General features: G+C 71.5%; 24 protein-coding genes, 1 pseudogene and 2 riboswitches. Of the genes and pseudogenes, 14 read left to right on the top strand and 11 right to left on the bottom strand.

Annotation, left to right across the window (positions count from 1 at the left end; translation table 11 throughout):
• The first annotated feature begins 269 nt into the window (after positions 1-269).
• Complete coding sequence (locus tag PU704_RS18885) at positions 270-1,046, top strand: hypothetical protein (protein WP_277552562.1); 777 nt, start codon at positions 270-272, stop codon at positions 1,044-1,046.
• Between the two features lie 46 nt (positions 1,047-1,092).
• Here the strand turns inward: PU704_RS18885 and PU704_RS18880 are convergent, their stop codons facing one another.
• The 4 genes from PU704_RS18880 to PU704_RS18865 form a co-directional block, all read right to left on the bottom strand.
• Positions 1,093-1,296, bottom strand: a complete 204-nt coding sequence (locus tag PU704_RS18880) for a hypervirulence associated TUDOR domain-containing protein (protein ID WP_047804407.1) — start codon at positions 1,294-1,296, stop codon at positions 1,093-1,095.
• A 44-nt stretch (positions 1,297-1,340) separates the two neighbouring features.
• On the bottom strand, positions 1,341-1,670 hold the full coding sequence (locus PU704_RS18875) for a DUF3140 domain-containing protein (protein WP_075872534.1): 330 nt from the start codon (positions 1,668-1,670) through the stop codon (positions 1,341-1,343).
• 135 nt (positions 1,671-1,805) lie between these two features.
• A complete protein-coding gene (locus tag PU704_RS18870; protein ID WP_277552559.1) occupies positions 1,806-3,440 on the bottom strand; it encodes an MDR family MFS transporter in 1,635 nt (544 codons plus the stop codon).
• Positions 3,437-4,063, bottom strand: coding sequence for a TetR/AcrR family transcriptional regulator (locus tag PU704_RS18865; RefSeq protein ID WP_053005031.1), 627 nt, complete (start codon positions 4,061-4,063; stop codon positions 3,437-3,439). Before PU704_RS18865 ends, PU704_RS18870 begins: the two co-directional genes overlap by 4 nt.
• Positions 4,064-4,227: 164 nt before the next feature.
• On the opposite strand from PU704_RS18865, the gene PU704_RS18860 reads away from it, so the two are divergent.
• Positions 4,228-5,169: an aldo/keto reductase gene (locus PU704_RS18860; protein WP_277552557.1), complete on the top strand. Its 942-nt coding sequence runs from the start codon at positions 4,228-4,230 to the stop codon at positions 5,167-5,169.
• Between the two features lie 95 nt (positions 5,170-5,264).
• A complete protein-coding gene (locus tag PU704_RS18855) occupies positions 5,265-6,638 on the top strand; it encodes a carboxylesterase family protein (RefSeq protein ID WP_277552555.1) in 1,374 nt (457 codons plus the stop codon).
• Here PU704_RS18855 and PU704_RS18850 read toward each other — a convergent pair.
• From PU704_RS18850 to thiE, 3 genes are all read right to left on the bottom strand, one after another.
• Positions 6,613-7,524 (bottom strand): VOC family protein, encoded by a 912-nt coding sequence (locus PU704_RS18850; protein WP_277552553.1) that lies wholly within the window; start codon positions 7,522-7,524, stop codon positions 6,613-6,615. The two genes, PU704_RS18855 and PU704_RS18850, sit on opposite strands and share 26 nt — an antisense overlap.
• 129 nt (positions 7,525-7,653) lie before the next feature.
• On the bottom strand, positions 7,654-8,661 hold the full coding sequence (locus tag PU704_RS18845; protein WP_047804411.1) for a hypothetical protein: 1,008 nt from the start codon (positions 8,659-8,661) through the stop codon (positions 7,654-7,656).
• Between the two features lie 167 nt (positions 8,662-8,828).
• Complete coding sequence (thiE, locus tag PU704_RS18840) at positions 8,829-9,497, bottom strand: thiamine phosphate synthase (protein ID WP_277552566.1); 669 nt, start codon at positions 9,495-9,497, stop codon at positions 8,829-8,831.
• A gap of 66 nt (positions 9,498-9,563) precedes the next feature.
• A riboswitch (TPP riboswitch) is annotated at positions 9,564-9,665 on the top strand.
• Here thiE and PU704_RS18835 point away from each other — a divergent pair.
• The 7 genes from PU704_RS18835 (at position 9,655) to PU704_RS18805 (ending at position 17,896) form a co-directional block, all read left to right on the top strand.
• The gene (locus PU704_RS18835; RefSeq protein ID WP_380113169.1) at positions 9,655-10,983 is read left to right on the top strand and encodes an FAD-dependent oxidoreductase; all 1,329 of its coding nucleotides are present in this window, start codon (positions 9,655-9,657) and stop codon (positions 10,981-10,983) included. (Overlaps the previous riboswitch by 11 nt.)
• Positions 10,980-11,219, top strand: coding sequence for a sulfur carrier protein ThiS (thiS, locus tag PU704_RS18830; protein WP_047804414.1), 240 nt, complete (start codon positions 10,980-10,982; stop codon positions 11,217-11,219). Before PU704_RS18835 ends, thiS begins: the two co-directional genes overlap by 4 nt.
• Before the next feature lies 1 nt (position 11,220).
• Positions 11,221-12,111 carry a thiazole synthase gene (locus PU704_RS18825; RefSeq protein WP_277552547.1) on the top strand — a complete coding sequence of 297 codons (891 nt, stop codon included), beginning with the start codon at positions 11,221-11,223 and terminating at the stop codon, positions 12,109-12,111.
• The gene (gene moeB, locus PU704_RS18820) at positions 12,108-13,286 is read left to right on the top strand and encodes a molybdopterin-synthase adenylyltransferase MoeB (RefSeq protein ID WP_083665164.1); all 1,179 of its coding nucleotides are present in this window, start codon (positions 12,108-12,110) and stop codon (positions 13,284-13,286) included. The genes PU704_RS18825 and moeB overlap by 4 nt, the downstream gene beginning before the upstream one ends.
• Positions 13,287-13,448: 162 nt before the next feature.
• Positions 13,449-13,543, top strand: a riboswitch (SAM riboswitch).
• Positions 13,544-13,655: 112 nt separating this feature from the next.
• Positions 13,656-15,008, top strand: coding sequence for an acyl-CoA dehydrogenase family protein (locus PU704_RS18815; RefSeq protein ID WP_277552543.1), 1,353 nt, complete (start codon positions 13,656-13,658; stop codon positions 15,006-15,008).
• A 3-nt stretch (positions 15,009-15,011) separates the two neighbouring features.
• The gene (locus PU704_RS18810) at positions 15,012-16,529 is read left to right on the top strand and encodes an MFS transporter (protein ID WP_075872527.1); all 1,518 of its coding nucleotides are present in this window, start codon (positions 15,012-15,014) and stop codon (positions 16,527-16,529) included.
• Positions 16,526-17,896, top strand: a complete 1,371-nt coding sequence (locus PU704_RS18805) for an LLM class flavin-dependent oxidoreductase (protein WP_277552539.1) — start codon at positions 16,526-16,528, stop codon at positions 17,894-17,896. Before PU704_RS18810 ends, PU704_RS18805 begins: the two co-directional genes overlap by 4 nt.
• A 20-nt stretch (positions 17,897-17,916) precedes the next feature.
• Here PU704_RS18805 and PU704_RS18800 read toward each other — a convergent pair whose 3' ends face one another.
• Positions 17,917-18,339, bottom strand: coding sequence for a hypothetical protein (locus tag PU704_RS18800; RefSeq protein WP_075872529.1), 423 nt, complete (start codon positions 18,337-18,339; stop codon positions 17,917-17,919).
• A 584-nt stretch (positions 18,340-18,923) separates the two neighbouring features.
• Between PU704_RS18800 and PU704_RS18795 the strand changes: the two genes are divergently transcribed.
• The 4 genes from PU704_RS18795 (at position 18,924) to PU704_RS18780 (ending at position 23,823) form a co-directional block, all read left to right on the top strand.
• The gene (locus PU704_RS18795; RefSeq protein WP_277552536.1) at positions 18,924-20,093 is read left to right on the top strand and encodes a low temperature requirement protein A; all 1,170 of its coding nucleotides are present in this window, start codon (positions 18,924-18,926) and stop codon (positions 20,091-20,093) included.
• A gap of 347 nt (positions 20,094-20,440) precedes the next feature.
• Entirely contained in the window at positions 20,441-21,034 is a 594-nt protein-coding gene (locus tag PU704_RS18790; RefSeq protein WP_277552534.1) for a recombinase family protein, read from the top strand.
• Between the two features lie 259 nt (positions 21,035-21,293).
• Positions 21,294-22,004 carry a hypothetical protein gene (locus PU704_RS18785; protein WP_277552532.1) on the top strand — a complete coding sequence of 237 codons (711 nt, stop codon included), beginning with the start codon at positions 21,294-21,296 and terminating at the stop codon, positions 22,002-22,004.
• 526 nt (positions 22,005-22,530) lie between these two features.
• A complete protein-coding gene (locus PU704_RS18780; RefSeq protein ID WP_277552530.1) occupies positions 22,531-23,823 on the top strand; it encodes a HEPN/Toprim-associated domain-containing protein in 1,293 nt (430 codons plus the stop codon).
• A 441-nt stretch (positions 23,824-24,264) separates the two neighbouring features.
• Here PU704_RS18780 and PU704_RS18775 read toward each other — a convergent pair.
• From PU704_RS18775 to PU704_RS18765, 3 genes and pseudogenes are all read right to left on the bottom strand, one after another.
• A pseudogene (locus PU704_RS18775) lies at positions 24,265-24,555 on the bottom strand (integrase core domain-containing protein); the annotation flags it as partial.
• A gap of 7 nt (positions 24,556-24,562) precedes the next feature.
• The gene (locus tag PU704_RS18770; protein WP_420871647.1) at positions 24,563-26,002 is read right to left on the bottom strand and encodes an IS30 family transposase; all 1,440 of its coding nucleotides are present in this window, start codon (positions 26,000-26,002) and stop codon (positions 24,563-24,565) included.
• Positions 25,890-26,134: hypothetical protein (locus tag PU704_RS18765; protein ID WP_277552528.1), on the bottom strand; the 245-nt coding region annotated here is incomplete at its 5' end. The genes PU704_RS18765 and PU704_RS18770, both read right to left, overlap by 113 nt.

Here is a 26,134-nt window from a genome sequence, read left to right as displayed (position 1 = left end):
TGCGCCGGCGCATCGCGGTCTCGGCGGTGCGGTAGGCGCGCAGGGCCTCGAGCACCTGCACCGGTCCGGGCCCGGCGGCGTCGTCGGTGCCGTACCAGTAGCCGGAGGAGGTGGGTCGGTGTGCGCGCATGCGGACAGTGTAGAGGAACGAGAATGTACCCCAGCTGGTAACTAGACAAACTAATGAATCTGCGATGGGATGGGGAACGTCCCTTTCCCGCCGGGAACCGGACGCAGCATCCCGCAGCCGACGTGAGGACGGGCGAGCGATGGACCAGCACGCGCAGCACCGTCCCGCGGCCGAGCCGCCCGGCCCCGCGCCGAGCCGTGACGGTGCCGTGCCCGCGGCCCCGGTCCACTGCGGGGACCCCATGCCGGTGCACCTGCTCGACTTCGCGGACGTGGACGACCGCCTCAACACCGCCGTGGCCCGGGCCGCCCTCGCCGGGCGCCGGCTGCACGCCTGCGCCTGCGGCGCCCTGCGAGAGGCGCCGGTGGCCTCCGGCGCCGAGGCGCGCATCGTGCCCGACGACGACGCCGTGCTGTTCCGGCCGTTCTTCACCCGGCGAGTGCTGGCCGCGGCCGGCCGGGTCGAGGCCGCGGAGTGGTCCCTCGACCAGCAGCTGGCGCAGTTCCGCACCCTCGACCTCGACGGTGCGGGCGGTCCCGCCGCCGTCCTCCGGGCGTTCGGCGCGGCGGTGCGGGCCGAACGGCGGCGGCTGGACCGGGCCCTCGGCGAGCTCCGGGCCGAACTGCGCCTGGCGGCCCGGCACGGGGTGCCCCTGGCCAGGCTCGCCCGCGAGGCGTCGCTGTCGGAGCAGGACCTGGCGGTCGTGCTCGCCCTCGAATCCCCTGAGGGCGTGGGTGCTGCCCGCACGGCACCGCCGGCGGACGCCCACGGTGTGGCCGCGGCGGCCGCCACGGTGCCCGGCCGCCGAAGGGAACTCGCCGGCACCTCCGTGCTGCCGGCGCCCGTGCCCGCCTCCGTGCCGGTGGGTTCCCGGTGCCGCCGCCGGGTCGTCGGCGTGCTCGCCGCGGCCGGCTGATCCGGCCCCGGCCGTCCCGCCCGCCGGCTGTCCCGCTCCTCCGGTCCTACGCCTCGGTCAGGGCGTCGGGCTTGTGCGCCGCGCGGGCGCCGGAGCTCTCGGACTCGACGATGTAGCGGGGGTCGTCCGAGCTCGCCCGGAACGTGTGCCCGTCCAGTTCGAAGTCCTCCGTCTTCTTCTCGACCACGGTGCCCTCTGTCGTGCCCTGAGGGGTGTTCCAGGTGACCTTCGTGCCCTTCGTCAGGCTCATGCGTGCTCCTCTCCTCATGCGTCGCCGGGTGTGCCCGGCGACGCTCAGTCCTTCAGCGGGTCGTGGCCCCAGTTCATCAGGGAGTAGCGCCACCGGGTCTCGGTGACGTCCCCGTCGGGCCGCTGGGCCAGGTGGCGGTGGACGTAGCCGACGACCTTGCGCATGTGCTCCTGGTCGGAGTCGGTGCGCTCCCCCTTCTTCTTCTGCAGGATCTCCACGATGCGCCGCCCGGAGCGGTGGCCCACCGACTCGCCGCCGTCGTCCTGGCCCACCGACTGCGACTCGTCGGTCTCCAGCCAGTCCGAGAGCTGCTTGGCCGTCATGTTCACGGCCTCGTCGAAGTCCTGGCCGACGGTGTCGTCGCTGTCGCTCATGCCGCGCTCCTCGTCCTCGTCCACGGCCGGCCGCGTCCGGGCCGGTCCCGCGCCCGGGAGCCCGGGCGCGATCCTCAGCCTACGGAGCAATTCCCGTCCCGACGAGCCCCCCGCGGCGATGTCGACGGGCGGGGTTCAGCGTGCCGGGGCCGTCGTCTCGAGGACGGCGGAGTCCGTGCGCCGGTCGGACGGCCGGTCGGCGGTGACCACCAGGTTGCCCTCGGCGAGCGCCTCGGGCTCCACGTCCTGCTCGATCGAGGTGGCCAGCGGCTTCTCGGTGACGAAGCACAGCAGGGCGGCCGCCAGCAGGCCCAGGGGCACGATCCACAGGTAGATGGGGGTCAGGGCGTCGTTGTAGGAGGCCACGATCGGGTTCCGCAGCGCGTCCGGCAGGGAGGCGACCAGGGCGGGGGTGAGCGAGTTGGCCCCGCCGGCGCCGCCCTCCAGCGCGGCGGCCGGGAGGCGTTCGGTCAGCTGGTCGGCCAGCCGGCCCGCGAAGACGCTGCCGACCACGCCGGAGCCGAGGGTCGCGCCGATCTGGCGGAAGAAGTTGTTCGCCGCGGTGGCCGTGCCGACCTGCCGCAGCGGGAAGGTGTTCTGCACGATGAGCACCAGCACCTGCATGGACAGGCCCAGTCCCAGGCCCAGGACCGCGATGTAGAGGCACACGTGCCACACCCCCTGCTCGGGGGTCAGCGTGGAGAGCAGGCCCATGGCCACGGCCACGACCACGCTGCCGGCCACCGGCAGCCACTTGTAGCGCCCCGTGCGGCTCACCGCCCGCCCGGCGAGCACCGAGGTGACGAGCAGGGTGCCCATCATCGGGACCATCAGCAGCCCGGAGGCGGTGGCGTCCACGCCGAAGACCATCTGCAGGTAGGTCGGCAGGTAGCCGATGGCGCCGAACATCCCCACGCCGGTGAGCAGCCCGGCCACGGTGGTGAGCACGAAGTTGCGCTCGCCGAACAGGTGCATCGGGATGATCGGCTCGGCGGTGCGCCGCTCCACGGCCATGAACGCGGCCCCGGCCGCGAGCGTGCCGGCGATCAGGCCGAGGATCACGGGGTCGGTCCAGGCGTACTTGCCGCCGCCCCAGGTGGCGAACAGGACCAGGCAGGTCGTGGCCACGGCCAGCAGCACCATCCCGCCGATGTCCAGGCGCGGCCGCCCGGCGTGCCGGGGCAGCTTGAGGAAGAGCACGGCGCCGGCCAGGGCGAGCAGGCCGAGCGGGATGTTGATCCAGAAGGCCCAGCGCCAGCCCGGACCCTCGGTGAACCAGCCGCCCAGCAGCGGACCGGCCACCGAGGACACGGCGAACACGCCGCCCATGACGCCCATGTACTTCCCGCGCTCCCGGGCGGGGACCACGTCGGCGATGGCGGCCTGGGAGAGGATGATCAGCCCGCCGCCGCCCAGGCCCTGGATCGCGCGGGCGGCGATGAGGACCTCGATGGTCCCGGCGAGCGCCCCGACCATGGACCCGGCCATGAAGACCAGGATCGCGCCGAGCAGCAGGGGCTTGCGGCCCATGAGGTCACCGAGCTTGCCGTAGACCGGCATCATGATCGTCGAGGCCAGGATGTAGGCGGTGATCACCCACAGCATCTCGTCGACCCCGTTGAGCTCGCCGACGATCGTGGGCAGCGCCGTGCTGAGCACGGTCTGGTTCAGCGCGGCCAGCAGCATCGAGAGCATCAGGCCCACGAAGAGCAGCCCGAGGTGCTGGGTGCCGCGGGCCGGTTCGGCCCGGTGAGCGGGAGTGCGGGTCATGAGAGCTTCTCCTGGAGACGGTGGAAGAGGGTGAGCGCCGAGTCGTGGTCCTCGGCCGGCAGGCCGTGGGCGGGGGAGTAGCTCTCGGCGGTGATGGCGAAGCGCAGCGGCACGCCCCCGAGGATGACGAGCATCCGGGCGACGTCGTCCACGGGGTGCTCCCCGATCCCGGCCGACCACTGCGGGTCGCGGGCCAGCAGCTCGGCGAGCGTGCGGCGCACCAGGTCTTCGGCCTCGAGGGTCAGCTCGTGCCGGCGGCGGCCCAGGCCCGGGTGGTCCTGCAGCAACCTGCGGCGCCGCTCCGCGTCCGGGCCGGCGTAGGCGCTGCGGGTCACGGCCAGCAGCAGCCGCGAGACCTGGCCCAGCAGGTCGTGCTCTAGGGAGAAGCCCTCCAGCAGCTGCGGGTCCAGCGCGGGGGCGCGCATGCCCAGGACCGCGTCCTCCTTGGCCGGGAAGTAGTTGAAGAAGGTGCGCGGGGAGACGCCGGCCGCGGCGGCGATGGCCTCGACCGTGGCGCCCTCCACCCCGTGCTCGAGCGCGAGGCCGGCGGCCGCCTCGTGGATGGCGGACCAGGTCTCGGCCTTCTTGCGGGCGCGCAGGGAGGGGGGGACGGTGTCGTTCACATCGGTATTTTTGCACTTCTGCACCTTTTGCACAACTGCAACAATTTGGTGGAGCGCAGGCCCGGCCGGGAATAGGGCGGGCGCGCCCCGGCCTGTACCCAGAACGCACCGCGCCGGATCCCGGCGGACGGCAGGACAGATCAGACCACGGAACGGAGCTCCGCATGACCACCATCCCGCGCACCGACCTCGACGTCTTCCCGCTCAACCTCGGTGGCAACACCTTCGGCTGGACCTCCGACCGGAGCACCTCCTTCGCGGTGCTCGACGCCTTCACGGAGGCCGGTGGCAACTTCGTCGACACGGCGGACGTCTACTCCGTGTGGGGCGAGGGGCACACCGGCGGGGAGTCCGAGACCGTCCTGGGGGAGTGGCTGGCCGCCCGCGGCGTCCGCGACGACGTCGTGGTGGCCACCAAGGTGGGCTCCCTGCCGCAGCGCGCCGGCCTGGGCCGGGACAACGTGGTGGCGGCCCTCGAGGAGTCCCTGCGACGGCTCGGCACCGACCGGATCGACCTCTACTACGCCCACCGGGACGACGAGTCGGTGCCCGTCGCCGAGCAGGCGGCCACCTTCGACGAGCTCGTCCGCTCCGGGAAGGTCCGGGCGGTGGGACTGTCCAACTACAGCCCGCAGCGGCTGCGGGAGTGGTTCGAGACCGCCGAGCGCGAGCACCTCACCGTGCCGGTGGCGATCCAGCCCGAGTACAACCTGGTGGGCCGCCGCTCCTACGAGCAGGACCTCGCCCCGCTGGCCCGGGAGTTCGGGGTGGCGGTCTTCCCCTACTTCGGCCTCGCCTCGGGCTTCCTCGCCGGCAAGTACCGCACGGCCGCCGACCTCGAGGGCCGGGCCCGCGGCGGCGCCGCGGGGGCGCACCTGAACGACCAGGGCCTCGCCGTCGTCGACGCCCTGGTGGACGTGGCCGAGGCGCGCGGGGCCGAGCCGACGACGGTGGCGCTCGCCTGGCTGCTGGCCAAGGGCGTGACCGCCCCCATCGCCTCGGCCTCCCGGCCCGACCAGGTGCCGGCGCTCATGGCCGCCCCCGGCCTGGCGCTCTCCGCCGAGGAGGTCGAGGCCCTGGACCGGGCCTCGCAGCCGTTCGCCTGACCCCGCCAGACCCGTCGGGCCCGCGGGCCGGCCCCGCCCGGCCGGTCCGCGGGTTCCGGCCCGCCACGGGAACAGGACCCCAGAGGAAGGACCGCATGACCACCTCCACCTTCACGTTCACCCCGCCCTGCGGTCCCGTCCACGCCAGGGCCGACGGCGCCGTGGTCCGGGCCGGCGGCATCCCCTACGCCACCGCCGACCGCTTCGCCGCTCCCGTCCCCGCCCCGGACCGGGACGAGCCGTTCCCGGCCACGGGCCCGGCCCCCGCCTGCCCCCAGGTCCGCTCGCCCTTCCTCGCCTCGGTGCTGGGGGACGCGCTCGGCGACCTGCCGCAGGACGAGGCCTGCCAGCGGCTCTCGGTCACCCTGCCCCGCGACGCGCGGGCCGGCGAGGGCCTGCCCGTGCTGGTCTGGATCCACGGCGGCTCCTACACCACCGGGGCCGGGGACGCCCCGATCATGGACCCGAAGCCGCTGGTGGCCGAGCAGCGCGTGGTGGTCGTGACGGTCACCTACCGGCTCGGCCTGTTCGGCTACCTGGGCTCCGGGCACGCCCGCCCGGCCAACCTCGGGCTGCTCGACCAGCTCCAGGCGCTGCGGTGGGTGCGGCGCAACATCGCCGCCTTCGGCGGCGACCCGGACAACGTGACCGCCTTCGGCCAGTCCGCCGGCGGTGACGCCGTGGCCCACCTCATGGCCGTCCCCGGCGCGGAGGCGCTGTTCCGCCGTGCCGTCATCCAGAGCCCGCCGCTGGGCATCGCCCGCGGCCGGGAGCGGATGAACGCCGCCATGGCCGCTGCGGCGGAGGTCGTGACGGCCGGGATGCCCGCCGCCGACGTGGTCGCCGCCCAGGCGGAGGTGGAGCGGCACGCGGCGCCCTTCGGGCTGCTGGGGGCGATGCCCTTCGGCACCCAGTACGGCCACCACCCGCTGCCCGCCGAGGAGGAGATCGACGCGGCCTGGGACCGGGCGGCCCGGCACATCGACGTCCTCATCGGCCACACCACCGAGGAGGCGCGGCTCTACCTGCCCACGGTGCCGGCCCTGCAGCGGTGGACCCGCGTGCCGCTGCTGGGGCCGGTGCTGCGCCGGGCCGTGGTCGGCTGGGCGACCCGGTCCGTCTACTCCCGGGCGATCCGCCGCTTCGCCCGCCGGCACGTGCGCGCCGGCGGGACGGCCCACCGCTACGTGATCTCCTGGGCGGCCCCGGGCAACCCGTACGGGGCGGCCCACACGGTCGACCTGCCCCTGCTCTTCGGCGACGAGCCGACCTGGGCGGGCACCGGACTGGTCGCCGGCGCCGCGTGGGAGGACATCGATGCCGCCGCCCGGCAGGTGCGCCGGCTGTGGGCCGACTTCGCCCGTGGTCAGCCCCTCGGCGACGCCGGCCGCATCCCCGGCGTCCTGCGCCACCGCCGCGTCCGGGTCCCGTTCCGCGTGGGGCCTATGCGGCGACGCCCACCTGGATGAGGGTGTTCCAGGGGTCTTCGAAGCGCAGCACGGCGCCGTCGTGCCGGGTGGGGACCCGGTGGTCGGTCAGCCGGGCCTGCAGGGCGGCGACGTCCTCGGCCGTGGGCAGGTCGATGTTGACCTGCCCCAGGCCCAGGGAGGCCGCCCGCGGGCCCGCCCCGGCGCTGTGCCAGGTGTTGAGCCCGATGTGGTGGTGGTACCCACCGGCGGCGATGAACAGGGCCGAGCCGATGTCGCTCATCACCTCGAAGCCCAGCACGTCCACGTAGAACCGCCGGCCCTGTGGGATGTCACCGACCTGCAGGTGCACGTGGCCGAGGGTGGCCGGCGGCGCCGCCGGCCGCGCACCGGCCGGCTCGCGCAGGTGCTCGCTCAGGAACGAGGTGGGGTCCAGCGGGTTGGACGCCAGTGTCAGCAGCCCGTTGGCCTCCCGCCGCCAGGTGTCCCGGGGGCGGTCGGTGTAGAGCTCCACGCCGTTGCCCTCGGGGTCGTCGAAGTAGAACGCCTGGCTGTAGAGGTGGTCGGCGCTGCCGGTGAAGGAGCGCGGCGCCACGGCGGCGACCGAGGCCAGGGCGGCCGCCAGGGCCGGCTCGTCCTCGAACAGCACCGCGGTGTGGAACAGCCCCGCCTGGCCGCGGCGGGCCGGCGGCAGCTCCCGGACCTGCCGCAGGCGCAGCACGGTCCGGCCGTCACGACCCAGCACGGCCGTGTCCCCGGCGTGGGCGAGGACCTCGAGGGTCACGGCGTCCGTGTAGTAGGCGAGCATCGTGTCCAGGTCGGCCACGAGCAGCTCCACGGCGCCCATCCGGGTCCCGGCGGACAGCAGGTCGTCGGCCGGGCGCGGCGTGAGGCTCCGGGGGTCGGGGTTCTGGGGAAAGATCGGCATCTCGGGCTTCTCCGTCGGCGTCGGCACCACAAAGGTTGATATGTCCCCAAGGATACCCCGGAAAATATTTCCCGTGCAAGTATCTTGGGGGCATCCGTCACCTCGGGGCCGGGCGCGAGGCCGTCCCGGTCAGAGCACGAAGATCAGCGCCACGATCACCGCCACGATCGCCAGGAGGACCAGGCCCCAGGCCTTGAGGTTGTCGGAGTCGTCCTCCTCGGGATCGTGGGCCGGGCGCGGCGGCCATCCGCCGGCCGCCGGGCCGCCGGTCCCCGCCAGGGGGCCGCCCGCGCCCGGACCGGGGAACGGCCCGCCCTGGGACTGGCCCGGGAACGGCTCCCCGGGAGCCCCGGGCCGGCCGACCTGCCCGGGCGGCGGCGGAGCGGGCGTGGACGGGCTGACGCCCCACTGCGGAGCCTGCGGGGCGTCCGCGATCGAGGGGTTCGACGGCGGCGGCCCGGCCGGACCGTCCCCGGGTGCCCGCGGCGCCGGGGCTGCCGGCGGTGGAGGAGCGGCCGGGGGAGCGGCGGGCGGCAGCGTCTCGCCGGAGAGCACCGGCCCGTCCTCGCGGTGGCCCTTCTCGGCCTCCGTCAGCAGGGTCACGAACCGCTCCAGCGACTCCGAGCCGTCGTACTCACGGGCCAGGAAGCGCTCGGCGCGGCGGCGCACCACCCGGTAGACGCGCCCGTCGTCGGGGATCGAGAGGTCCCGGGCGGCCTGCGCCACGATCAGCGGGGGCTGCTCGGGCAGCGGGTTCGTGCCCCACTCCAGCAGCCCGGTGAGCAGGGGCCGCTCCAGCACCGAGGCCATGGCCGCCCGGGCGCCGGGCACGCGGGTGAACTCCAGCAGCCCGCTCGGCGGGGCGGAGGGACAGCCCGGGACGTCACCGGGCAGCCGGGCCGCCCGCTCGAGCCAGAACGTGTCGCCGAAGAGGGTGGCCAGCAGCACGGCCGCCGCGAGCCGGTCCTCGCCCGGGGCGGCGTCCTCCGGGGCGCCCTCCTCCCAGTGGGTGCCCAGCGCTCGCCGGGCGGGCTCGCCGGCCAGCCGGACGCGCAGCTGCACGTCCTCCGGGCCGCGGGCGGTCTGCGCGGGATGCTCCACCGCGTGCCGCACCTGCGGGTCGAGCTCGGGGTCCATGGGCCACTCCTCCGTCGTCGTCCGTGAGGTCCATGCTCTCAGACGGTGCTGTGCGGCGGCGGGGAGCCGGTGGGGAGTTGTGGCCGTCGTGCCCTTCGGGACGTCCCCGCCCGGGGGGGCCGGGCAGGAGACGTGCCGAGCAGGGAGGGTGCCGGGCGGGGAAGGGGTCAGGCGGGGAGCAGGCTGCGCAGCTGTCCGGCCGCCAGACGCGGGTCCGGGGCCTCGGTGACCGCCCGGACCACCACGGCGCCGCGCGCCCCGGCGGCCAGCACCTCGGGGAGGCGCTGCTCGTCGATGCCGCCGATGGCGAACCAGGGCACGGGCGCGGCCGCCTGGTCGGCGTCCAGCCGGGCCTCGGTCAGTGCGGCGACCTCCCGCACGAAGTCAAGGCCGGTGGCGGACCGGCCCGGCTTGGTGGGGGTCTCCCACACGGGCCCGGTGCAGAAGTAGTCCACGTCCGGGTCGGCCAGCGCGGCGCGGGCCTGGCCGAGGTCGTGGGTGGAGCGTCCGATCAGCACGTCGGGGCCCAGCAGCTGCCGGGCCTGGGCGGGGGTGAGGTCGTGCTGGCCGGCGTGGAAGACGTCGGCGCCCACGAGCGCGGCGAGGTCGGCGCGGTCGTTGACGGCGACCAGCGTGTCGTACTCGGCGGCGACCCGGCCCAGCAGGCGCAGCGCGGCGATCTCCTCGTCGGTGTCGATGCTCCTGTCCCGGAGCTGGACGATGTCCGTCCCGCCGGCGCAGACGGCGTGCAGGAACTCCTCGAGGTCGCCCTGTGCGCGGCGGGCGTCGGTGCACACGTACAGCCGGGCGGCGAGGAGCCGGTCCGTGCGCGTCATGCGCAGCTCGGAGGCGGCGGGGGCAGCGGTGTCCTGGGTATGCTGGGTCACACGCTGATGATAGGTCAGCGGTTCTGCGGGAGCCCCACGGGGCTGAGAGGGCGTTCGGCGCCGACCGCCACACCTGATGCGGGTCATGCCGCCGTAGGAAAGGACGATGCCGGTGACATCCGCGCCCCCCGTTCCGATGCCCGCCGCCCAGCACGTGCGGGCCGACGTCGCCGTGGTCGGGGCCGGGGTGGTCGGCCTGGCCACGGCCTGGGAGCTGCGCCGCCGCGGCCGCTCGGTGGCCGTGGTGGATCCCGAGCCCGGCGCCGGGGCCAGCCGGGCGGCAGCCGGGATGCTCGCCCCGGTGAGCGAGGTCCAGTACCAGCAGGAGCCGCTCTATCCTTTGATGCTCGCCTCGGCCGGCGCCTACCCGGCGTTCGTGGCCGCCGTGGAGGAGGCCGCCGGCGGCTCGGTGGGCTACCGCGCCACCGAGACGCTCGTGTGCGGCGTCGACGCCGCCGACCGGCAGGCCCTGGCGGACCTGCGCGAGCTCCAGCGGCGCCACGGCCTGGCCGTGGAGCCGCTTGCGCTGCGCGCGGCCCGGGCCCTGGAGCCGGCCCTGAGCCCGCGGCTGTCCGCCGTGCACCGCATTCCCGACGACCACCAGGTGGACCCGCGCCGGCTCGTGGCAGGGCTGCTCGCCGCCCTCGTCGCCCCCGAGCTCCCCGCACCGTCCGGGCCCCGCGGAACGGACGGCGCCGACGGCGGGCCCGCCCGCCTGGTGCACGACCGCGCCGCGGGGCTGCGCCACGGCCCCGACGGCGCGGTGACGGGTCTGCGCCTGGCCGGCGGCGGGATGGTCTCGGCGGCGGAGACGGTCCTCGCCCCCGGCACGGGTCTCAGCGACCTGGAGGGCCTGCCCGGGTCCTGGCGGCCGCCGCTGCGCCCGGTGCACGGGGACATCCTCCGCGCCCGCCCGCCCGCCGGGGCGCCCGCCCTGCTCGAGCGCACCGTCCGCGGTGTGGTCCACGGCGTGCCCGTCTACCTGGTGCCCCGCGACGACGGGACGGTGGTGATCGGGGCGACCTCCCGCGAGGACGACCTCGACGGGATCAGCGCCGGGGGCGTGTTCCGGCTGCTGCGCGACGCCCAGGCCGTGGTCCCCGGCGTCGCCGACCTCGAGCTGGTCGAGGCCATGGCCCGCGCCCGGCCCGGCACTCCGGACGACATCCCGTACCTGGGCCGCGTCCGCGGCTCCGGGGGAGACCCGGCGGCCGGTCTCGTGGTCTCCACCGGCTACTTCCGCCACGGCGTCCTGCTCGCCCCGCTGGCCGCCCGCCTCGCCGCGGAGCTGGTGCTCGGGCGGTCCGGCACGGATCCGGGCCCCGACGCCGAACACCTGGCCAGCACCGACCCGCACCGCTTCGACCGCCCGGTCGAGGCGCCCTCCGTGGACCTCGCGATCGGGTCCCGCACCCCGAACAGGAGCACCCGATGACCGCCATCACCCTCAACGGCCGCCCGCACGTCGTCGGCGGGGACACCACCGTGGTGGACCTCGTGGCCGAGACCGTCGGGCGGCCCCTGGGCCCCGACGGCGCCCCGCTGGACGGCCGCCGGCTGGGCGTGGCGGTGGCGGTGGACGCCGCCGTGGTCCCGCGCAGCCGCTGGGGCCGCACCCCCGTGGCCGAGGGACAGGCCGTCGAGATCATCACCGCCGTCCAGGGAGGCTGACATGACCCACCCCGCATCCCACCTCGCGCCCACCGTGGACCCGATCGTGCTCGACGGCACCGAGCTGTCCTCCCGGCTGATCATGGGCACCGGCGGGCTCAGCTCGCTGCACACCCTGGAGCAGGCCCTGCTCGCCTCCGGCACCGCGCTGACCACCGTGGCCCTGCGCCGCTACGCCCCCGGCCACGGCGACTCGCTGTTCGCGATGCTCGAGCGCAACGGCATCCGGATCCTGCCCAACACCGCCGGCTGCTACACCGCCCGGGACGCCCTGCTCACCGCCGAGCTCGGCCGCGAGGCCCTGGAGACCGACTGGGTCAAGCTGGAGGTCATCGCCGACGAGGACACCCTGCTGCCCGACGTGGTGGAGCTGCTCGACGCCACCGAGCAGCTCGTGGCCCGCGGCTTCCGGGTCTTCGCCTACACCTCCGACGACCCGGCCGTGGCCCGCCGTCTGGAGGACCTCGGCGCGGCCGCCGTGATGCCCCTGGGCGCGCCGATCGGCACCGGGCTGGGGATCCTCAACCCGCACAACATCGAGCTCATCGCCTCCCGTGCCTCGGTGCCCGTGGTCCTCGACGCCGGCATCGGCACCGCCTCCGAGGCCGCGCTCGCCATGGAGCTGGGCTGCGACGCCGTGCTGCTGGCCAGCGCCGTGACCCGGGCCCAGGACCCGGTGGCCATGGCCACCGCGATGCGCCACGCCGTGGCCGCCGGGCGGCTGGCCGCCCGCGCCGGCCGGATCCCGGCCCGCCGGCACGCCCAGGCGTCCTCGCCGATGGCCGGGCGGATCGACACGGACGCGCCCGACGCCGGTCCGTCCGCCGGTGCGTCCGCCGGTCCGGCGGACGTCCCGCGCGGGGACTGGGCGCCCGTGGGGGAGCGCCCGTGAGCGCGCTGCCCCCGCTCGTGGAGCCCGGCCCCGAACTGACCCGTGCGGAGCTCGAGCGCTACGCCCGGCACCTGACCCTGCCCGGGATCGGCCCGCTCGGCCAGCGCCGGCTCGGCAGCGCCCGGGTGCTCGTGGTCGGCGCGGGCGGACTGGGCGCCCCGGCCCTGCAGTACCTCGCCGCGGCCGGCGTGGGGACGCTGGGGATCGTCGACGACGACGTCGTGGCGGTCTCCAACCTGCAGCGCCAGGTGGTGCACCGCACCGCCGACGTCGGCCGGCCCAAGGCGGAGTCCGCCGCGGAGGCCGTGACCGCCCTCAACCCGCTCGTGCGGGTCCGCACCCATCCCTGCCGGCTCACGGCGGACAACGCCGTGCGGATCCTCGGGCAGTACGACCTCGTCCTCGACGGCGCGGACAACTTCGCGACCCGCTACGTGGTCAGCGACGCCGCCGCCCTGACCGGGATCCCCTGCGTGTGGGGCTCCATCCTGCGCTTCGAGGGGCAGGTCAGCGTCTTCTGGGCCGGCCACGGGCCCACCTACCGGGACCTCTACCCCGAGGCGCCGCCGGACGGGGAGGTGCCCAGCTGCGCCGAGGGCGGGGTCTTCGGCATGCTCCCCGCCACCGTGGGCGCGGTGATGGTCACCGAGGCGGTCAAGCTGATCACCGGCACCGGCGAGCCCCTGCTCGGGCGGGTGCTGCTGCACGACGCCCTGGCGATGACCTGGCGCGAGATGCGCCTGGACCCGGACCCGGACGCCGCCCCGGTCACCGCCGTCGCCGAGCCCGTGGCCGTCCGTCCGCCGGCCGGCGGCGCGGAGCCCGCCGAGACGGTCGCGGCGGGCGAGCTGGCCCGGCTGCTGGAGCGGCGGGCGCGCGGAGAGACGGCCTTCGTGCTGGTCGACGTGCGGGAGGACTGGGAACGGCAGCTCCTGGCGATCCCCGGCGCCGTGGCCGTGCCGCTCCAGGAGCTGCTGGACCGGGGGCCGGACGCCCTGCCGCCGGAGGCGCGCGGCGCGGACCTCGTGCTGCACTGCAAGGCCGGCGCCCGCTCGGCGACCGCCCTGGCCGCGCTGCGCCCGTTCTACGCCGGGCGGGAGGAGCGGATCCGCCACCTCGAGGGCGGGGTGCTCGCCTGGGCGGAGCAGGTGGAGCCGGACCGGCCGCGATACTGAGCGGATGCGCGGCGCTCCCCTTCTCCGGCCGGGCGGGGTCCCGCGGCGGATTCCTACACCACCCGGGAGGACATGACCGTCTGTGACGTCAGCATGACATCCGACGACATGCGGCCGTCATCGGGTGGCTCCGCACCCCGGCGGTCTGGTGCGATGTCATCCGTCCCATTCAGAGCGGCCGAGAGATCTGGCTCGACGACGCCGCAGCAACCCGTCCTTCGCAGGGGTCAGGGTGCTAAGGCCAGAACCGATGGAGATCCCGGATCTGCAGTCGCTCCGTGACGTCGGCCCCCGCGCTGCCGCCACCGGGCCCGCCCCTGGCGTGACCGCACGGCCGGCCCTCCTCGGTGCGACCGAGAGGACCACCGCATGACCCGCACCACGGCCGAGAGGACTCCCACCCGTCCCGGCGCCGGCACGGACCCCGCCGGCACGGACCCTGCCGGCACGGACCCTGCCGGCCTGCCGGTGGACTACGCCGGGCTGAAGGAGCGCTTCGGGCCGCTGTTCACGGAGATCGCCGCCGGCTCCCTGGACCGGGACCTCCGCCGCGCGCTGCCCTACGAGGAGGTCGGCCGGCTGGACCGGGCCGGGTTCGGCGCCCTGCGCGTCCCGGCGGCCCACGGCGGTCCCGGGGTCAGCATCGAGGACTTCACCCGGCTGCTGGTCGACCTGGCCGAGGCCGACTCCAACATCGCCCACCTCTACCGCTCCCACGCCGGCTTCGTGGAGTCCCTGCGCTTCCTGCCCCGGGAGCTCCAGGACGTCTGGTATCCGCGGGTGCTGGCCGGGGCCACCGTGGGCAACGCCTCCACGGAGAAGGGCGGCAACGCGCTCGGCACCCTGAACACCGTGCTGCGCCGCACCGCCGAGGGGTGGGAGATCACCGGCCGGAAGTTCTACGCCACCGGCTCCGTCTTCTGCGACTACACCCGCGTCTCGGCCGCCCTCGACGGCCGGGACGGACGCCGCTTCGCCGTCGTCGCCACGGACGCCCAGGGGGTCACCCTCGAGGACGACTGGGACGGCTTCGGGCAGAAGCTCACCGGCACCGGCACCGCGGTCTTCGACCGCGTGCGCGTCCCGGACGACGCCGTGCTGGACCGCGCCGCCGGCAGCGCGGAGGCCGTCCACGAGGCCGCCTTCTTCCAGCTCGTGCTGCTGGCCGTGCTGGCCGGCGTCGCCCGCGCCGCCCGGCGGGACGCCGTGGAGACCATCGCCGGCCGCCGGCGGACCTTCAACACCGGGCTCGGCCTGCCGTTCCGCGAGGACCCGCTGATCCAGGAGGCCACCGGCCGGATCTCCGCCAAGGCCTTCGCCGCCGAGGCCACCGTGCTGCACGCCGCCCGCGCCCTGGACGCCGGGATCGCCGCCGCCGTCACCACCGGCGCCGACCGGCCGGACTTCACCGGCGCCCTCCCGGCGGCGCTGCACGGGTCCGAGATCGCCGTGGAGCACGCCCAGGTCACCGTGCCGGAGCTGGCCCTCGGCGCGGCCCAGGACCTGTTCCTCACCGTGGGCGCCTCCGCCACGTCCACCGCCAAGGGCCTGGACCGGCACTGGCGCAACGCCCAGACCGTGGCCACCCACAACCCGATCGCCTTCCGCGCCCGCGCCCTCGGCGACTACCTCATCAACGGCACCCTGCCGGAGGGCCTGAACGCCATCGGCGACGCCAGGACCGGTGCCGGGACCGACGCCGACCGAACCCCAGGAGCCTGACGCATGTCCACCCCGCCCCCGACCACGATCCCGGCCCCGACCGCGGCCGCCGCGGGACGCACGAGCGTCGTCCACGGCAAGAAGCGCGTCCTGGCCTCGGCCTTCGCCGGCACCACCATCGAGTGGTACGACTTCTACCTCTACGGCACCGCCGCCGCCCTGGTCTTCAACGTCCAGTTCTTCCCCATGGCCACCGAGCTCGGCGGCATCGTCGCCTCCTTCGCCACCCTCGCCGTCGGGGTGATCGCCCGGCCCCTGGGCGGGATCGTCGCCGGCCACCTGGGCGACCGGATCGGCCGCAAGGCCCTGCTGGTGGCCTCCCTGCTGCTCATGGGCGTGGCCTCCACCCTGATCGGCCTGCTGCCGACCTACGAGGTGATCGGCTGGTGGGCCGTCGTCGGGCTCGTCGTCCTGCGCATCCTCCAGGGCCTGTCCGCCGGGGCCGAGTGGGGCGGCTCCGCGCTGCTGAGCGTGGAGCACTCCCCGGCCCGGCACCGCGGGTTCTTCGGCTCCTTCACCCAGATCGGCTCCTCGGCCGGCATGCTGCTGGCCACCGGGGCGTTCTTCGTCGTGCAGCACGTCATGAGCGCGGAGCAGTTCGCCGCCTACGGCTGGCGCATCCCCTTCCTGCTCTCGGCCCTGCTCGTGGCGGTCGGCCTGTGGATCCGCCTCGGCGTGGCCGACGCCCCGGAGTTCCTGGAGCACCGGGCCTCGGGCAACGTGGCCACCGCCCCCCTGCGGGAGCTGCTGCTCCACCACCGCCGCCCGCTGCTGGTCACGATCGGCCTGCGCCTGGCGCAGAACGCCGTCTACTACCTGGTGACGGTGTACATGCTGACCTATCTGCGGGACGTGCGCGGGGACAGCGCCTCCGGCGTGACCGCGGTGATGATCGCCTCCGCCATCGGCCTGTTCACCACCCCCTTCTGGGGCTGGCTGTCCGACCGGGTGGGCCGCAAGGTCGTCTCGGTGACCGCCTACGCGGCGATCGGCGTCTTCGGCTGGGTGCTGTTCGCCTTCCTCGACGCCGGCCCGCTCGCCCTGCTGCCGCTCGTGGTCGTGCTCGGCATCAACCTCGTCCACGACGCGATCTACGGGCCGCAGGCGGCCTGGTTCGCCGAGCAGTTCCCCGTGCACGTGCGGTACTCCGGGGTGAGCTTCGGCTACCAGGTCGGCACGGTCCTGGGCGGGGGGCTGATGCCGATGATCGCCGCCCTGCTGTTCGCCGCCGGCGGGAACACCCCGTGGCTGATCGCCGGGTACCTCTCCGGACTCTCCGTGCTCTCCGTCGTCGCCGCCCTGGCCGCGAAGGACCCCGCCCGCGAGCAGCGCGGCACCGAGCTCACCGACCTGCACGCCGGCTCCGCCCGAGCCGGCTCGACCGGGGCCGTCCCAGCTTCCGACGGCCCCCTCCGGACCGACTCCCCCAGGACCGGATCCGTCCGGGCCGACGGAGCCGCCGATGCCGGGCCCACCACCGGGACCACCGCCGGGACCACCACCGAGAGGACCACCGTATGAGCCGCCCCCTGCTCCTGAACGCCTTCGACATGATGGTGCCCGTGCACCAGTCACCGGGGCTGTGGCGCCACCCGGAGGCCGGCGTCGCGCGATTCGACACGCTCGAGTACTGGACGTCCCTGGCCCGCACCCTGGAGGAGGGCGGCTTCGCCTCGCTGTTCCTGGCGGACGTCCCCGGCATCTACGACGTCTACGGCGGCGGCACCGAGGCCACCGCCCGCGGGGGAGTGCAGTACCCGCTGCTCGACCCGCTCGTCGCGGTGCCGGCGATGGCCGCGGTGACCGAGCGGCTCGGCTTCGGCGTGACCGCCTCGGTGACCTACGAGGCCCCCTACCTGCTCGCCCGCACCTTCGCGACCCTGGACCACTTCACCCGCGGCCGGGTGGCGTGGAACGTGGTGACCTCCTACCAGGACTCCGCCGCCCGGAACCTGGGCATGGACCGGCAGATCCCGCACGACGAGCGCTACGACCGCGCCGACGAGTACATGGAGGTCATGTACAAGCTGCTCGAGGGGTCCTTCGAGCCCGGGGCGGTCCAGGCCGACGCCGACGCCGGGGTCTTCGTGGACCCCGAGCTGGCGCACCCCGTCGGCCACGAGGGCACCTGGTTCTCCGTGCCCGGCCACGCACTGACCCACCCCGGCCCCCAGGGCACCCCGCTGCTGTTCCAGGCCGGCGCCTCCAAGCGCGGCCAGCAGTTCGCCGTCGACCACGCCGAGGCCATCTTCTTCATCGGGAACACCCCGCAGCTCGTGCGCCGGTGGACCGACGGCGTCCGGGCCGGACTGGCCGAGCGCGGGCGGGCCGAGGACGCCGTGAAGACCTTCGCCATGGCCACGGTGGTGGTCGCCGAGACCGACGACGAGGCCCGGACCCGGCTGGCCGGGTACCGCCGGTACGTGGACATCGACGGGGCGCTGTCCCTGTTCGGCGGCTGGACCGGGGTCGACCTGGCCGGCGCGGACCCCGACGCGCCGCTCGAGTACGTGGCCACCGACGCCAACCAGTCCGCGCTCGCGGCGTTCACCTCGCTGTCCCCGGACCGGACCTGGACGGTGCGTGATCTGGCCGAGTTCGTGGCCATCGGCGGCCGCGGGCCCGTCATCGCCGGGGCTCCCGGCACCGTGGCGGACGAGCTCGAGCGGTGGCGCGAGGAGGCCGGCGTCGACGGCTTCAACATCTCGGCGGCCGTGCGGCCGGCGGACCTGGAGCGGTTCACGACGATGGTCTCACCGGAGCTGCGGCGTCGCGGCCTGCTGCCGGAGCCCGGGAGCGTTCCCGCCGGGCAGACGCTGCGCGAGGCCCTGACCGGGGCCGGCCCGCGGCTGGCCGAGGACCACCGCGGGGCGTCCTACCGCAGGTGACCGAAGGGAGGCCCGCGGGATCACCCGTGGCTCGGCGCGGTCTCTTCCTGCAGATCGTCGAGGACCCACTCCGAGAGCTGCCCGGCCGGGACGACGATCGTGCCTTCCCGCAGGCGCTCCGCGTCCTGCGCCGACAGCGGCTGCTCGAGGTCTTCGGCGTCGTGGGCGGCCAGCGCTGCCGCATAGCCGGCAGCCAGTGCCCCCGCCCATGCCCGGTGCTGGGCGTAGCAGGGGTGGGTGGGGTCGCCGCTGCGCACCTCCAGCCACCGTGCCGGTCCGGGCACGTCGGCGGGGTCGGGCAGCAGGCGCTGGTGCAGCGTCCAGGTGACCTCGGCCCACCGGCCCGCGGGAGTCTCCACCATGGGGTAATAGGTGGCCATCCACCCAGCGGGGGAGTGGGGGTGCAGCTCGACTGCAAGGGCCCTGGAGGTGGGGGTGTTCATGCCAACTTCCTGTGTGCGGCCGACGGATCGTGCGCCGGTGTCTGCCCGGGAGCCACGTCGGTCTCCCGGCCTGAGAACAGCTTAATGCTAGTTCCTCAAAATAAGCACTGAGTCGGCAATCGTGTGTGCAGGTTGAGCGGTGTGACGTCCGGGTGCCGTACGGGCCATGCGGTGCAAAGCACCTTGGTTCTGGGACCTCTCACATCCGGACGTGTCCTGTCGTGACTCGGAGGGCGCGGCGTAGGCCGTCACCACCTCATGGCGGCCCGCACCGCTGTGCCCTGCGGTCGGCATGGACGGGTGGCGCCGCCGCAGGTGCAGTCTCATCGACTTACAGGCCGGGGCGCCGACCACCGGTGCCTCGGGCTCGTCGCGACGGGTCGAGGTCGCGCCGCTTGTATCGGTGAGCTCGGCAACCCTCGCCTTCGGACAGCGCTGTGCTCCCCGGCGACCACGTCGCTGGGGGCTGCTCGGCGGCGTCGGTCCGCTGGCATGAGGCATCCGGTCCGTGTGCCGTTGCTGGGAGGTGGGGGACGGAGGGCTCTAGTCTCAGAGGCATGCCTATGCTGCGGAGAATCGTGCCGGTGGCACGCGTCTCGGACGAGTCTCATCGTGTCACCACCTTCGAGCTGTTCTTCGACCTGGTCTTCGTGTTCGCCTTCACCCAGGTGACCGGGTTCATGGCCCACGAGCACTCCTTTCACGGCGTGCTGCAGGGCATGATCATCCTCGGGCTGTTGTGGTGGTCGTGGGTGTCCTTCTCGTGGCTGGCCAACCAGACGCACGTGGACGAAGGGCTCATGCGGTTCGGCCTGTCCGCCGTGATGGTGGCCGTCTTCATTGCCGCCCTGGCCATCCCGGAGGCCTTCGCGGATTTCGCGGGCGGACTCGACGGCCCGCTGGTGCTGGCAGTGTCCTACGTCGTCATCCGCATTCTGCACGTGGCCCTCTACGCCCACGCCGCCGGAGACGACCAGCCCCTGCGGCGCCAGCTGGCCAAGATGACCGCCGCGATGGTGCTCGGATCGATCCTCATCATCACCGGAGCGGTGGTCAACGGCCCCGCCCAGATCTGGTTCTGGATGGCAGGGCTGATCGTCGACTGCGGGCTCACCTTCCTCACCTCACGGCGAGGTGACTGGCGGGTGCATTCGGCGGCGCACTGGACCGAGCGGTTCGGCCTGATCATCATCCTCGCCCTGGGGGAGTCCATCGTCGCCATCGGCGTGGGCGCATCCCAGGAGCCTGTCAGCGTGCCCATCCTGCTGGGCGCCGCAGCCGGCATCATGTTGTCCCTGGGTCTGTGGTGGCTCTATTTCGACGTCACTGCAATCGCCGCCGAGCACCGCTTCGCCGCACTGCGAGGGCCGGCCCGCGCCTCCGCCGCAGTGGAGGCCTACACCTACCTGCACCTGCCCCTGGTGGCGGGCATCGTCCTGTCGGCACTGGGGGTGGAGGACGTCCTGGCCCACGTGGAGGACACGGAGGGCTTCGGCGCCCTGGGTGCCACTGCCCTCTTCGGCGGAACGGCGCTGTACCTGCTGGGCAATACGGCCTTCTGGCGCCGTGTGGGCGGTGAGTGGAAGACGTGGCGCCTCGGTGCCGCCACGCTGCTGCTGGTGCTCATACCGGTTGCCGTCCACATCGCACCGCTGGCCGCCCTCGCACTGATCGTCGTGGTCGTCGCCGCCCTCGTCGCCGTCGAGAGCCTGCGCTATGCGACGGGCAGGACCGCGATCCGGACCTCCCACTGACATGCACATCAACCGGCAAGCAGGCAATCCCGTATCCGCCGGGCGGGGGCAGAGGACGCTCAACTGGCGAATTCCGGTGTGAAGAAAGCTCGTACTTCCGCCACTGGTATACGACCTTCGTGCGCCCGCCCAGGGGGCCGGAGCGGCCGTGACCCTCGCTCCGCTGGCCTCCTGTGGTGATGGGGCTCAACGGAACGGTGACTCGTAGGACAAGGGATGCGAGACGTCTCGTCCGGGAAATTTGCGGCCGCATGTTTCCGCGGTTCGGCCTGTCTCGCATCCTTGTGCTTTATCCATTCCTCTAGAATCGGCTACTCAACGTTAGTTGCGAGACGGATGGGGTGGACGTGGGGAAGTTGATCGGCTATGCGCGAGTGTCGACGCGGCAGCAGGATGCAGACCGCCAAGTGTCTGACCTCCTGGGCGTCGGCGTGCGACGCGATGACGTTTACGTTGACAGTGGAGTGTCTGGAAGTCGTGCATCGCGTCCGCAATTCGACCGTGCGGTGGCGGCCCTGGAACGTGGCGACACCTTGGTGATCACCACGCTGGACCGTCTGGGTCGGTCGACGCAGAACATGCTGACCTTCGCCGAAGCGCTGCGGGGCAGAGGCGCCGGGCTGCGGGTGCTCAACCTCGGTGGGGGAGACGTGGACACCGCCACCCCGATGGGTTCGATGGTCTTCACTGTCATGGCCGCGCTGGCGCAGATGGAGCTGGAGATTAAACGGGAGCGGATCACCGACTCGGTGGCCAAGCGGAGGGCGGCCGGCAAGGACCTCGGCGGGCGGCGGCAGACCTTCACCGACTCCCAGATCCGCAACGCCCTACGCCTGATCGACGGTGGAGAGCCGGCCACCCAAGTGGCCAAGGACCTCGGCATGTCGCGGGCGACGCTCTACCGGCGGATCCGGGAGCTGCCGCGGGCGACGACCATCTGAGTTCGTGGTTGCCTGTGGACATCGTGATGCACATGTCGTGCCTGTACGGTCATCCCTCCGCAGGCAGGGCGTACGGGCATCAACCCTCGCTGGTTTCCTGCGTCCAGATCGTGATGTGCATCCGCCGCGAGGTGCGTCCACCGACTGCGCTAAGTGACAGGGTGCTCGCCGAGGCTTGGGGGCGTACTATTTGCGTCTTTGGAGCAGAGGGCCGAAGCTTACCGACTACTGGAACTAAAACAACAGATAGGCTGGACGGATGGTTCACGCCCCCAGCCTTCAATCCACTGTCGATCGCTATGCAAAAAGTCTGGCTGTGCCACACGGTCTTACGAGCTTGCATAACAGAAACAAGCATCGCCCCACGCAAGCTGAAATGTCCCTTGCGCCCGCAATCGTGCTTACATCTGTTTCGGCGTTTGAAGGTTTTGTGGAGGAGTTCATTGCAGTTACAGGGGCCAAAAGAAATTTGAGCTTTGCTCAAATTGTGAAGCTTGCTCACACCAATGCCCCGTCATTGGGTGACTTTGAAAAAAATCTGGTTAAGCAACTTGGATCCTGGTTTGAGACCACATGGTCCGATAACTACACACTAGAGTTATACCAGCCCCCTGAGCTCTCTTCAAATTCCAATTGGTGGCGGACCGTAAACAAACCATGGAGCGATGTACTTACCGACGCTGAAGGATGGCTGCAGGTCCGCCACTCCCTGGCACACGGGCTGACCAGGGGTTACCTGTCAGAATCATGGCCCAGCCCAATGGGCCAGCGCGGTTTTCATGTTCCCGCAAACCATGTATTGAGGGAACAGCAAAATAATCGACACTCCCTGACACTTCATGGAGCCATCAACTGTGCCCGAATTCTTCGACATGGTGCTGAAATTTTATGTGAGCAGACCGCTAAAACTTTAGGGGAAAAGCCGCCTCGCTGGCGCGCAGTTCCACCCTTCCCTTTGGTCACGGGGTAATCAACGTAGTTGAAGGAGTGGTCGGACCTGTCGGATATGAAAAGTCGGTTCCTCCCGGCAACAGGGTAAGCAGTCATTTTAAGTCTCCGACAAGCATCCCTAATACTCAGTATCAAGACCTGATTGGTCGTTGCTCGCCCTCATCGAATCGACTGACCATGCCTGCATGACCACGTCTGTTGGCCCGCGCACGGTCGCTGAACATGTCAAACCGGACGCGAAAGAACCGGATGCCTTCGGGCACCACAGCTCAGTTGCGCCCGCTGTCTCGGGCCAAGCGAGCTGCCGGGTCCCGACAGCTACGCGGCGAGCACAAGGACATGGCTGGGGCGAGGATCTGACGCGCGAAATCGTGCAGGGCATCGGCCCCGGAGACTCCATCTTTCTCTGACTGTCCACCCGATGGCCACCAAGTCGCGGTGTCAATCCATATGGGGTTGCGGCCCAGAGCGCAGCGCGCGATCAGAAGTGAGCCTGCGCGCATGTACGGAAGAATCCTGGGACTACGTTTGGCATACTTTCGTTGGTGAGTAGCTATGCAGCGGCGTATCTCGACGACGGGCGCTCAATCTGTTGGTTCCGGAACGGCGTGGATGAGTTTTTCTACATGCTCTTCACGGAGGATGACTGGATCGAAATCCATGGGCGGGACGCCTTGACTTTCATGCCGGGGGACGTGCCAATCGAGGATGCCCAAGTGGTCGGCTTCCAAGTCTCTGCAAGAGTTTTGCGCGATCGTCTTGATCTAGTTGGGGTCTCGCTGGCTGTAGTGGCGGCGCAGCTCCAGCGACTGGTGGAGTCGGAGGCTGAGATCCTCGAGGGGCTCAGGGATATGTTCTCGGATTCGGACGACTTTACCGAGTATGAACGAGAGATCGAGTACCTGAGGCAAATCACATGGGACTCGTGGCTGACCCAGCTCCGACTAGGCATAGTGCGTGGTGATTCGGTCGACAGGTTTGGGCGTCGAGAATCGCTGGGAACTGCATCTCACCTCATGGCCGTATGGGAGGATTTTGATCCCCGATACCCGCTACGTGCGGTACTGGAGACACTTCCTGACGATGCTCTGATCACACTTGACCTTGCTGACTTGATTGAAGGCGGGTGGCTTGAGCCTTCGATTGATCCTCAGACCGTTGGACGCCGTGTGGCTTTGGATAGCAGTGAAGGTCTCCTGCCACCTGTGGTCCTTGCGGAGGGGCGCTTCGACATAGAAGTTTTAAACGCAGCGCTACGGCTTCGTCGCCCACATCTGATGAAGTTTATCCGCTTCCCTGACTTTAGCCACAAAAATGAAGGAGGCGCTTCAGCGCTTCGGCAGACTCTCCGTGCATTCGTAGCGGCTGGCATTCCTAACAGGGTGGTCGCGCTCTTCGACAACGATGCGGCTGCGCGGGATGTACTGCGGTCCGTTGACGAAGACTCATTGCCTTCTAACATCCGAGTCACCTGTCTGCCAGACCTTGATACGGCAACCAACTACCCGACTATTGGTCCGCACGGGCAGCAGCCTATGGATATCAATGGACTTGCTTCTTCCATCGAACTGTTCCTCGGTACGGACGCTCTTACCGTCAATGAATCATTGGTCCCCGTGCAGTGGACGGGGTATGTCCGATCGCTGGGCGCCTATCAGGGAGAACTTCTCGATAAGGGTTCAGTCCAGCGAAAGTTCCGCCAGAAAGTAACCGTCGCCACCAAAGATCCACACTCCATGGCGACTCAGGATTGGTCTGCTCTCGACCTGTTGCTTGATCATTTGCTGGATCTGATCGCGCAGACACTAACACCACCATCTGATTCTGGATCGGAGTAACTCCAGCCACGAAGATGGGCCTTCGAGTCGGGATGTCTATTTTGCAACCGGCTCCGGTCGGTCCCTCAGGCTCGGTCCGCGCTACGAACCGGCACCCTCGTTGGCGGCGGTGATCATTGAATTCTTCAAAAGAGATCGGTTGCATTGGCGCCGCCCATGTGCACGGAGCTCGCCCAAGATCATGCACGGGACGTCCTGCCCGAGCTTTACCCTGAACAGCATGACCGAGCACCACCCACCGTGGGTCTCATCGACCCCGGCCACAGACGCAGGCAGATCCGGAAGGGTCGTTCGCTGGCGAGAGGTCTCAGCCGGAGTGATCTCGGGGTTGGTCGTCGCTTTGTTCACAGTCGGCGTGCAGGCTTGGCTCGACGACTCACGTGAGTCAGCGGCAGACCGTCGGGAGAATGGGACTGATGCACCGATAGGTGACAGGTTGGGTCAGGCAGCCTGAAGGGCTGGTGTGGTCATGATGGTCTCGTACTCGATGGGGGTCAATCTCCCGAGCGCGGCTTGGCGTCGCCTCCGGTGATAGGTGCGTTCGATCCAGACCACGATCGCCATCCGCAGCTCCTGGCGAGTGGCCCAGCGACGGCGGTCCAGGACGTTCTTCTGCAGTAGTGCGAAGAAGCTCTCCATGGCCGCGTTGTCGCCGGCGGCGCCGACGCGGCCCATCGAGCCGACCATGTCGTGTCCGTGCAGAGCCCGGACGAACTTCCTGGATCTGAATTGCCTGGGTTCAACCGGTCGTTGCAACACCGGGTTGGTGATCAGAGCGTAGCTGGTCCTCGAAGACTTCCGCGGGAGTCTTCCAGTCGAGGCTTTTTCGGGGTCTGTTGTTGAGAGCAAGGGCTACTGCTTCGAGGTCTTCGGCGGACCAGCGTGAGAGGTCCGTGCCTTTGGGGAAGTACTGGCGCAGCAGCCCGTTGGTGTTCTCGTTCGTCGGACGCTGCCAGGGCGAGTGCGGGTCGGCGAAGAACACTTTCGTGCCCGTCTCGAGGGCGAACTGGGCGTGGCCGGAGAGCTCCTTGCCGCGGTCCCAGGTGAGCGTCTTGCGAAGTTGCTCGGGGAGCTTGATCATCGACGCGATGAGCGCGGCGTTCATCGCCGCGGCGCCGTAGCCACCCAGCGCGGGACCGTTCTTGACCGGCGGGGCCTCGCCCCAGCCCTCCGAGCGGGGAAGGTGCACCAGCAGGGTCGAGCGGCTCTTGCGTTCCACGAGCGTGCCGATCGCTGACCGACCGGTGCCGATGATCAGATCCCCCTCCCAGTGGCCGGGCACAGCGCGGTCGGCAGCTTCAGCGGGACGCTGGGAGAAGACGACATCCGCGGTGACATGCCCTTGGGGTCGGTTCTGCGCTCGAGCTCGTGGCTGTCGAAGGGCGCGGCCTGTGCGTAGGCAGGTGACGAGCTCGCGTTCGAGCGCGCCACGGCCCTGGATGAACAGCGCCTGGTAGATCGCCTCGTGGCTGATGCGCATGGATTCATCATCCGGGAAGTCAAGCTTCAACCGGTGCGAGATCTGCTCCGGACTCCACGCGATCGCCCACCGCCGGTCTTGCCGGTGCGGCTTGTTCAGCCCCTTCCATACCGGCGGCTGCGGCCCGACGATGACCGTGCCGTCGGGCCTGCGGACGGTGCCGGCCAGACGCTCCTGCACGTACTCCCGCAACCGGTCATCGGTCGCCAGCTTCGCGGTCTTCGGGCGCTTGGCCGCCTGCTGGGCCTTCCACTGCGCCACCAGCGCCCGGTACTCCGCCTTCCCGCCCCGCGTAGCCGCGTTGCGGCGCAGCTCGCGAGAGATCGTTGAGGGGTCACGCCCGATCCTGCGCGCGATCTCACGCACGCCAATCTGTCTGGCGCGCAGCAGCGCGATCTCCTCGCGTTCCTCGAAGGACAAGTAGCGCCCGGTGGGTTCAGCCAATGAGATCGGCGGCATGCCGCCAGCGTGGCGAAACCAGCGAGTTCCGACCGGCCACGACACACCGACCGCCAACGATGCCTCGACGGTTGTGACGCCCGTGGCGATCAATCTCCAGAACTGGCGCTGCACCGCCCGTGAGGGATCAGGTCGCCCGGGTGAGCGCATCGGTGGGCGCAGCGCCCGATCTGCGCGCCATTGCCGACGCGCGCCCTCGGGCACATCGCTGGTTTTCTTGCTCCAGTCCGCCGTCGCCATCGTCGAACACCTCCGAATCCAGGAAGGTGTTGCGACGACCGGTTGAATCCGCCTTGAGATCCGCGGTCGGTGTGCAGGATGCAGCCGGCGGTCTGTCCTCGCCTCGCGACAGCGCTGCGCAAGGCGTCGACG

The organism is Kocuria oceani (assembly GCF_029524215.1).
Lineage (GTDB): Bacteria > Actinomycetota > Actinomycetes > Actinomycetales > Micrococcaceae > Kocuria > Kocuria oceani.
Note: the sequence above shows the minus strand (reverse complement) of the source record. Positions and strands in the feature narration are given on the sequence as shown.

Excerpts from the sequence above, each read along its gene's own strand:
- PU704_RS18885 (WP_277552562.1), top strand. The coding sequence starts at position 270 with ATGGACCAGCACGCGCAGCACCGTCCCGCGGCCGAGCCGCCCGGCCCC.
- PU704_RS18880 (WP_047804407.1), bottom strand. The coding sequence starts at position 1,296 with ATGAGCCTGACGAAGGGCACGAAGGTCACCTGGAACACCCCTCAGGGC.
- PU704_RS18875 (WP_075872534.1), bottom strand. The coding sequence starts at position 1,670 with ATGAGCGACAGCGACGACACCGTCGGCCAGGACTTCGACGAGGCCGTG.
- PU704_RS18870 (WP_277552559.1), bottom strand. The coding sequence starts at position 3,440 with ATGACCCGCACTCCCGCTCACCGGGCCGAACCGGCCCGCGGCACCCAG.
- PU704_RS18860 (WP_277552557.1), top strand. The coding sequence starts at position 4,228 with ATGACCACCATCCCGCGCACCGACCTCGACGTCTTCCCGCTCAACCTC.
- PU704_RS18855 (WP_277552555.1), top strand. The coding sequence starts at position 5,265 with ATGACCACCTCCACCTTCACGTTCACCCCGCCCTGCGGTCCCGTCCAC.
- PU704_RS18850 (WP_277552553.1), bottom strand. The coding sequence starts at position 7,524 with ATGCCGATCTTTCCCCAGAACCCCGACCCCCGGAGCCTCACGCCGCGC.
- PU704_RS18845 (WP_047804411.1), bottom strand. The coding sequence starts at position 8,661 with ATGGACCCCGAGCTCGACCCGCAGGTGCGGCACGCGGTGGAGCATCCC.
- thiE (WP_277552566.1), bottom strand. The coding sequence starts at position 9,497 with ATGACGCGCACGGACCGGCTCCTCGCCGCCCGGCTGTACGTGTGCACC.
- PU704_RS18835 (WP_380113169.1), top strand. The coding sequence starts at position 9,655 with ATGCCGGTGACATCCGCGCCCCCCGTTCCGATGCCCGCCGCCCAGCAC.
- thiS (WP_047804414.1), top strand. The coding sequence starts at position 10,980 with ATGACCGCCATCACCCTCAACGGCCGCCCGCACGTCGTCGGCGGGGAC.
- PU704_RS18825 (WP_277552547.1), top strand. The coding sequence starts at position 11,221 with ATGACCCACCCCGCATCCCACCTCGCGCCCACCGTGGACCCGATCGTG.
- PU704_RS18815 (WP_277552543.1), top strand. The coding sequence starts at position 13,656 with ATGACCCGCACCACGGCCGAGAGGACTCCCACCCGTCCCGGCGCCGGC.
- PU704_RS18810 (WP_075872527.1), top strand. The coding sequence starts at position 15,012 with ATGTCCACCCCGCCCCCGACCACGATCCCGGCCCCGACCGCGGCCGCC.
- PU704_RS18805 (WP_277552539.1), top strand. The coding sequence starts at position 16,526 with ATGAGCCGCCCCCTGCTCCTGAACGCCTTCGACATGATGGTGCCCGTG.
- PU704_RS18800 (WP_075872529.1), bottom strand. The coding sequence starts at position 18,339 with ATGAACACCCCCACCTCCAGGGCCCTTGCAGTCGAGCTGCACCCCCAC.
- PU704_RS18785 (WP_277552532.1), top strand. The coding sequence starts at position 21,294 with ATGGTTCACGCCCCCAGCCTTCAATCCACTGTCGATCGCTATGCAAAA.
- PU704_RS18770 (WP_420871647.1), bottom strand. The coding sequence starts at position 26,002 with ATGGCGACGGCGGACTGGAGCAAGAAAACCAGCGATGTGCCCGAGGGC.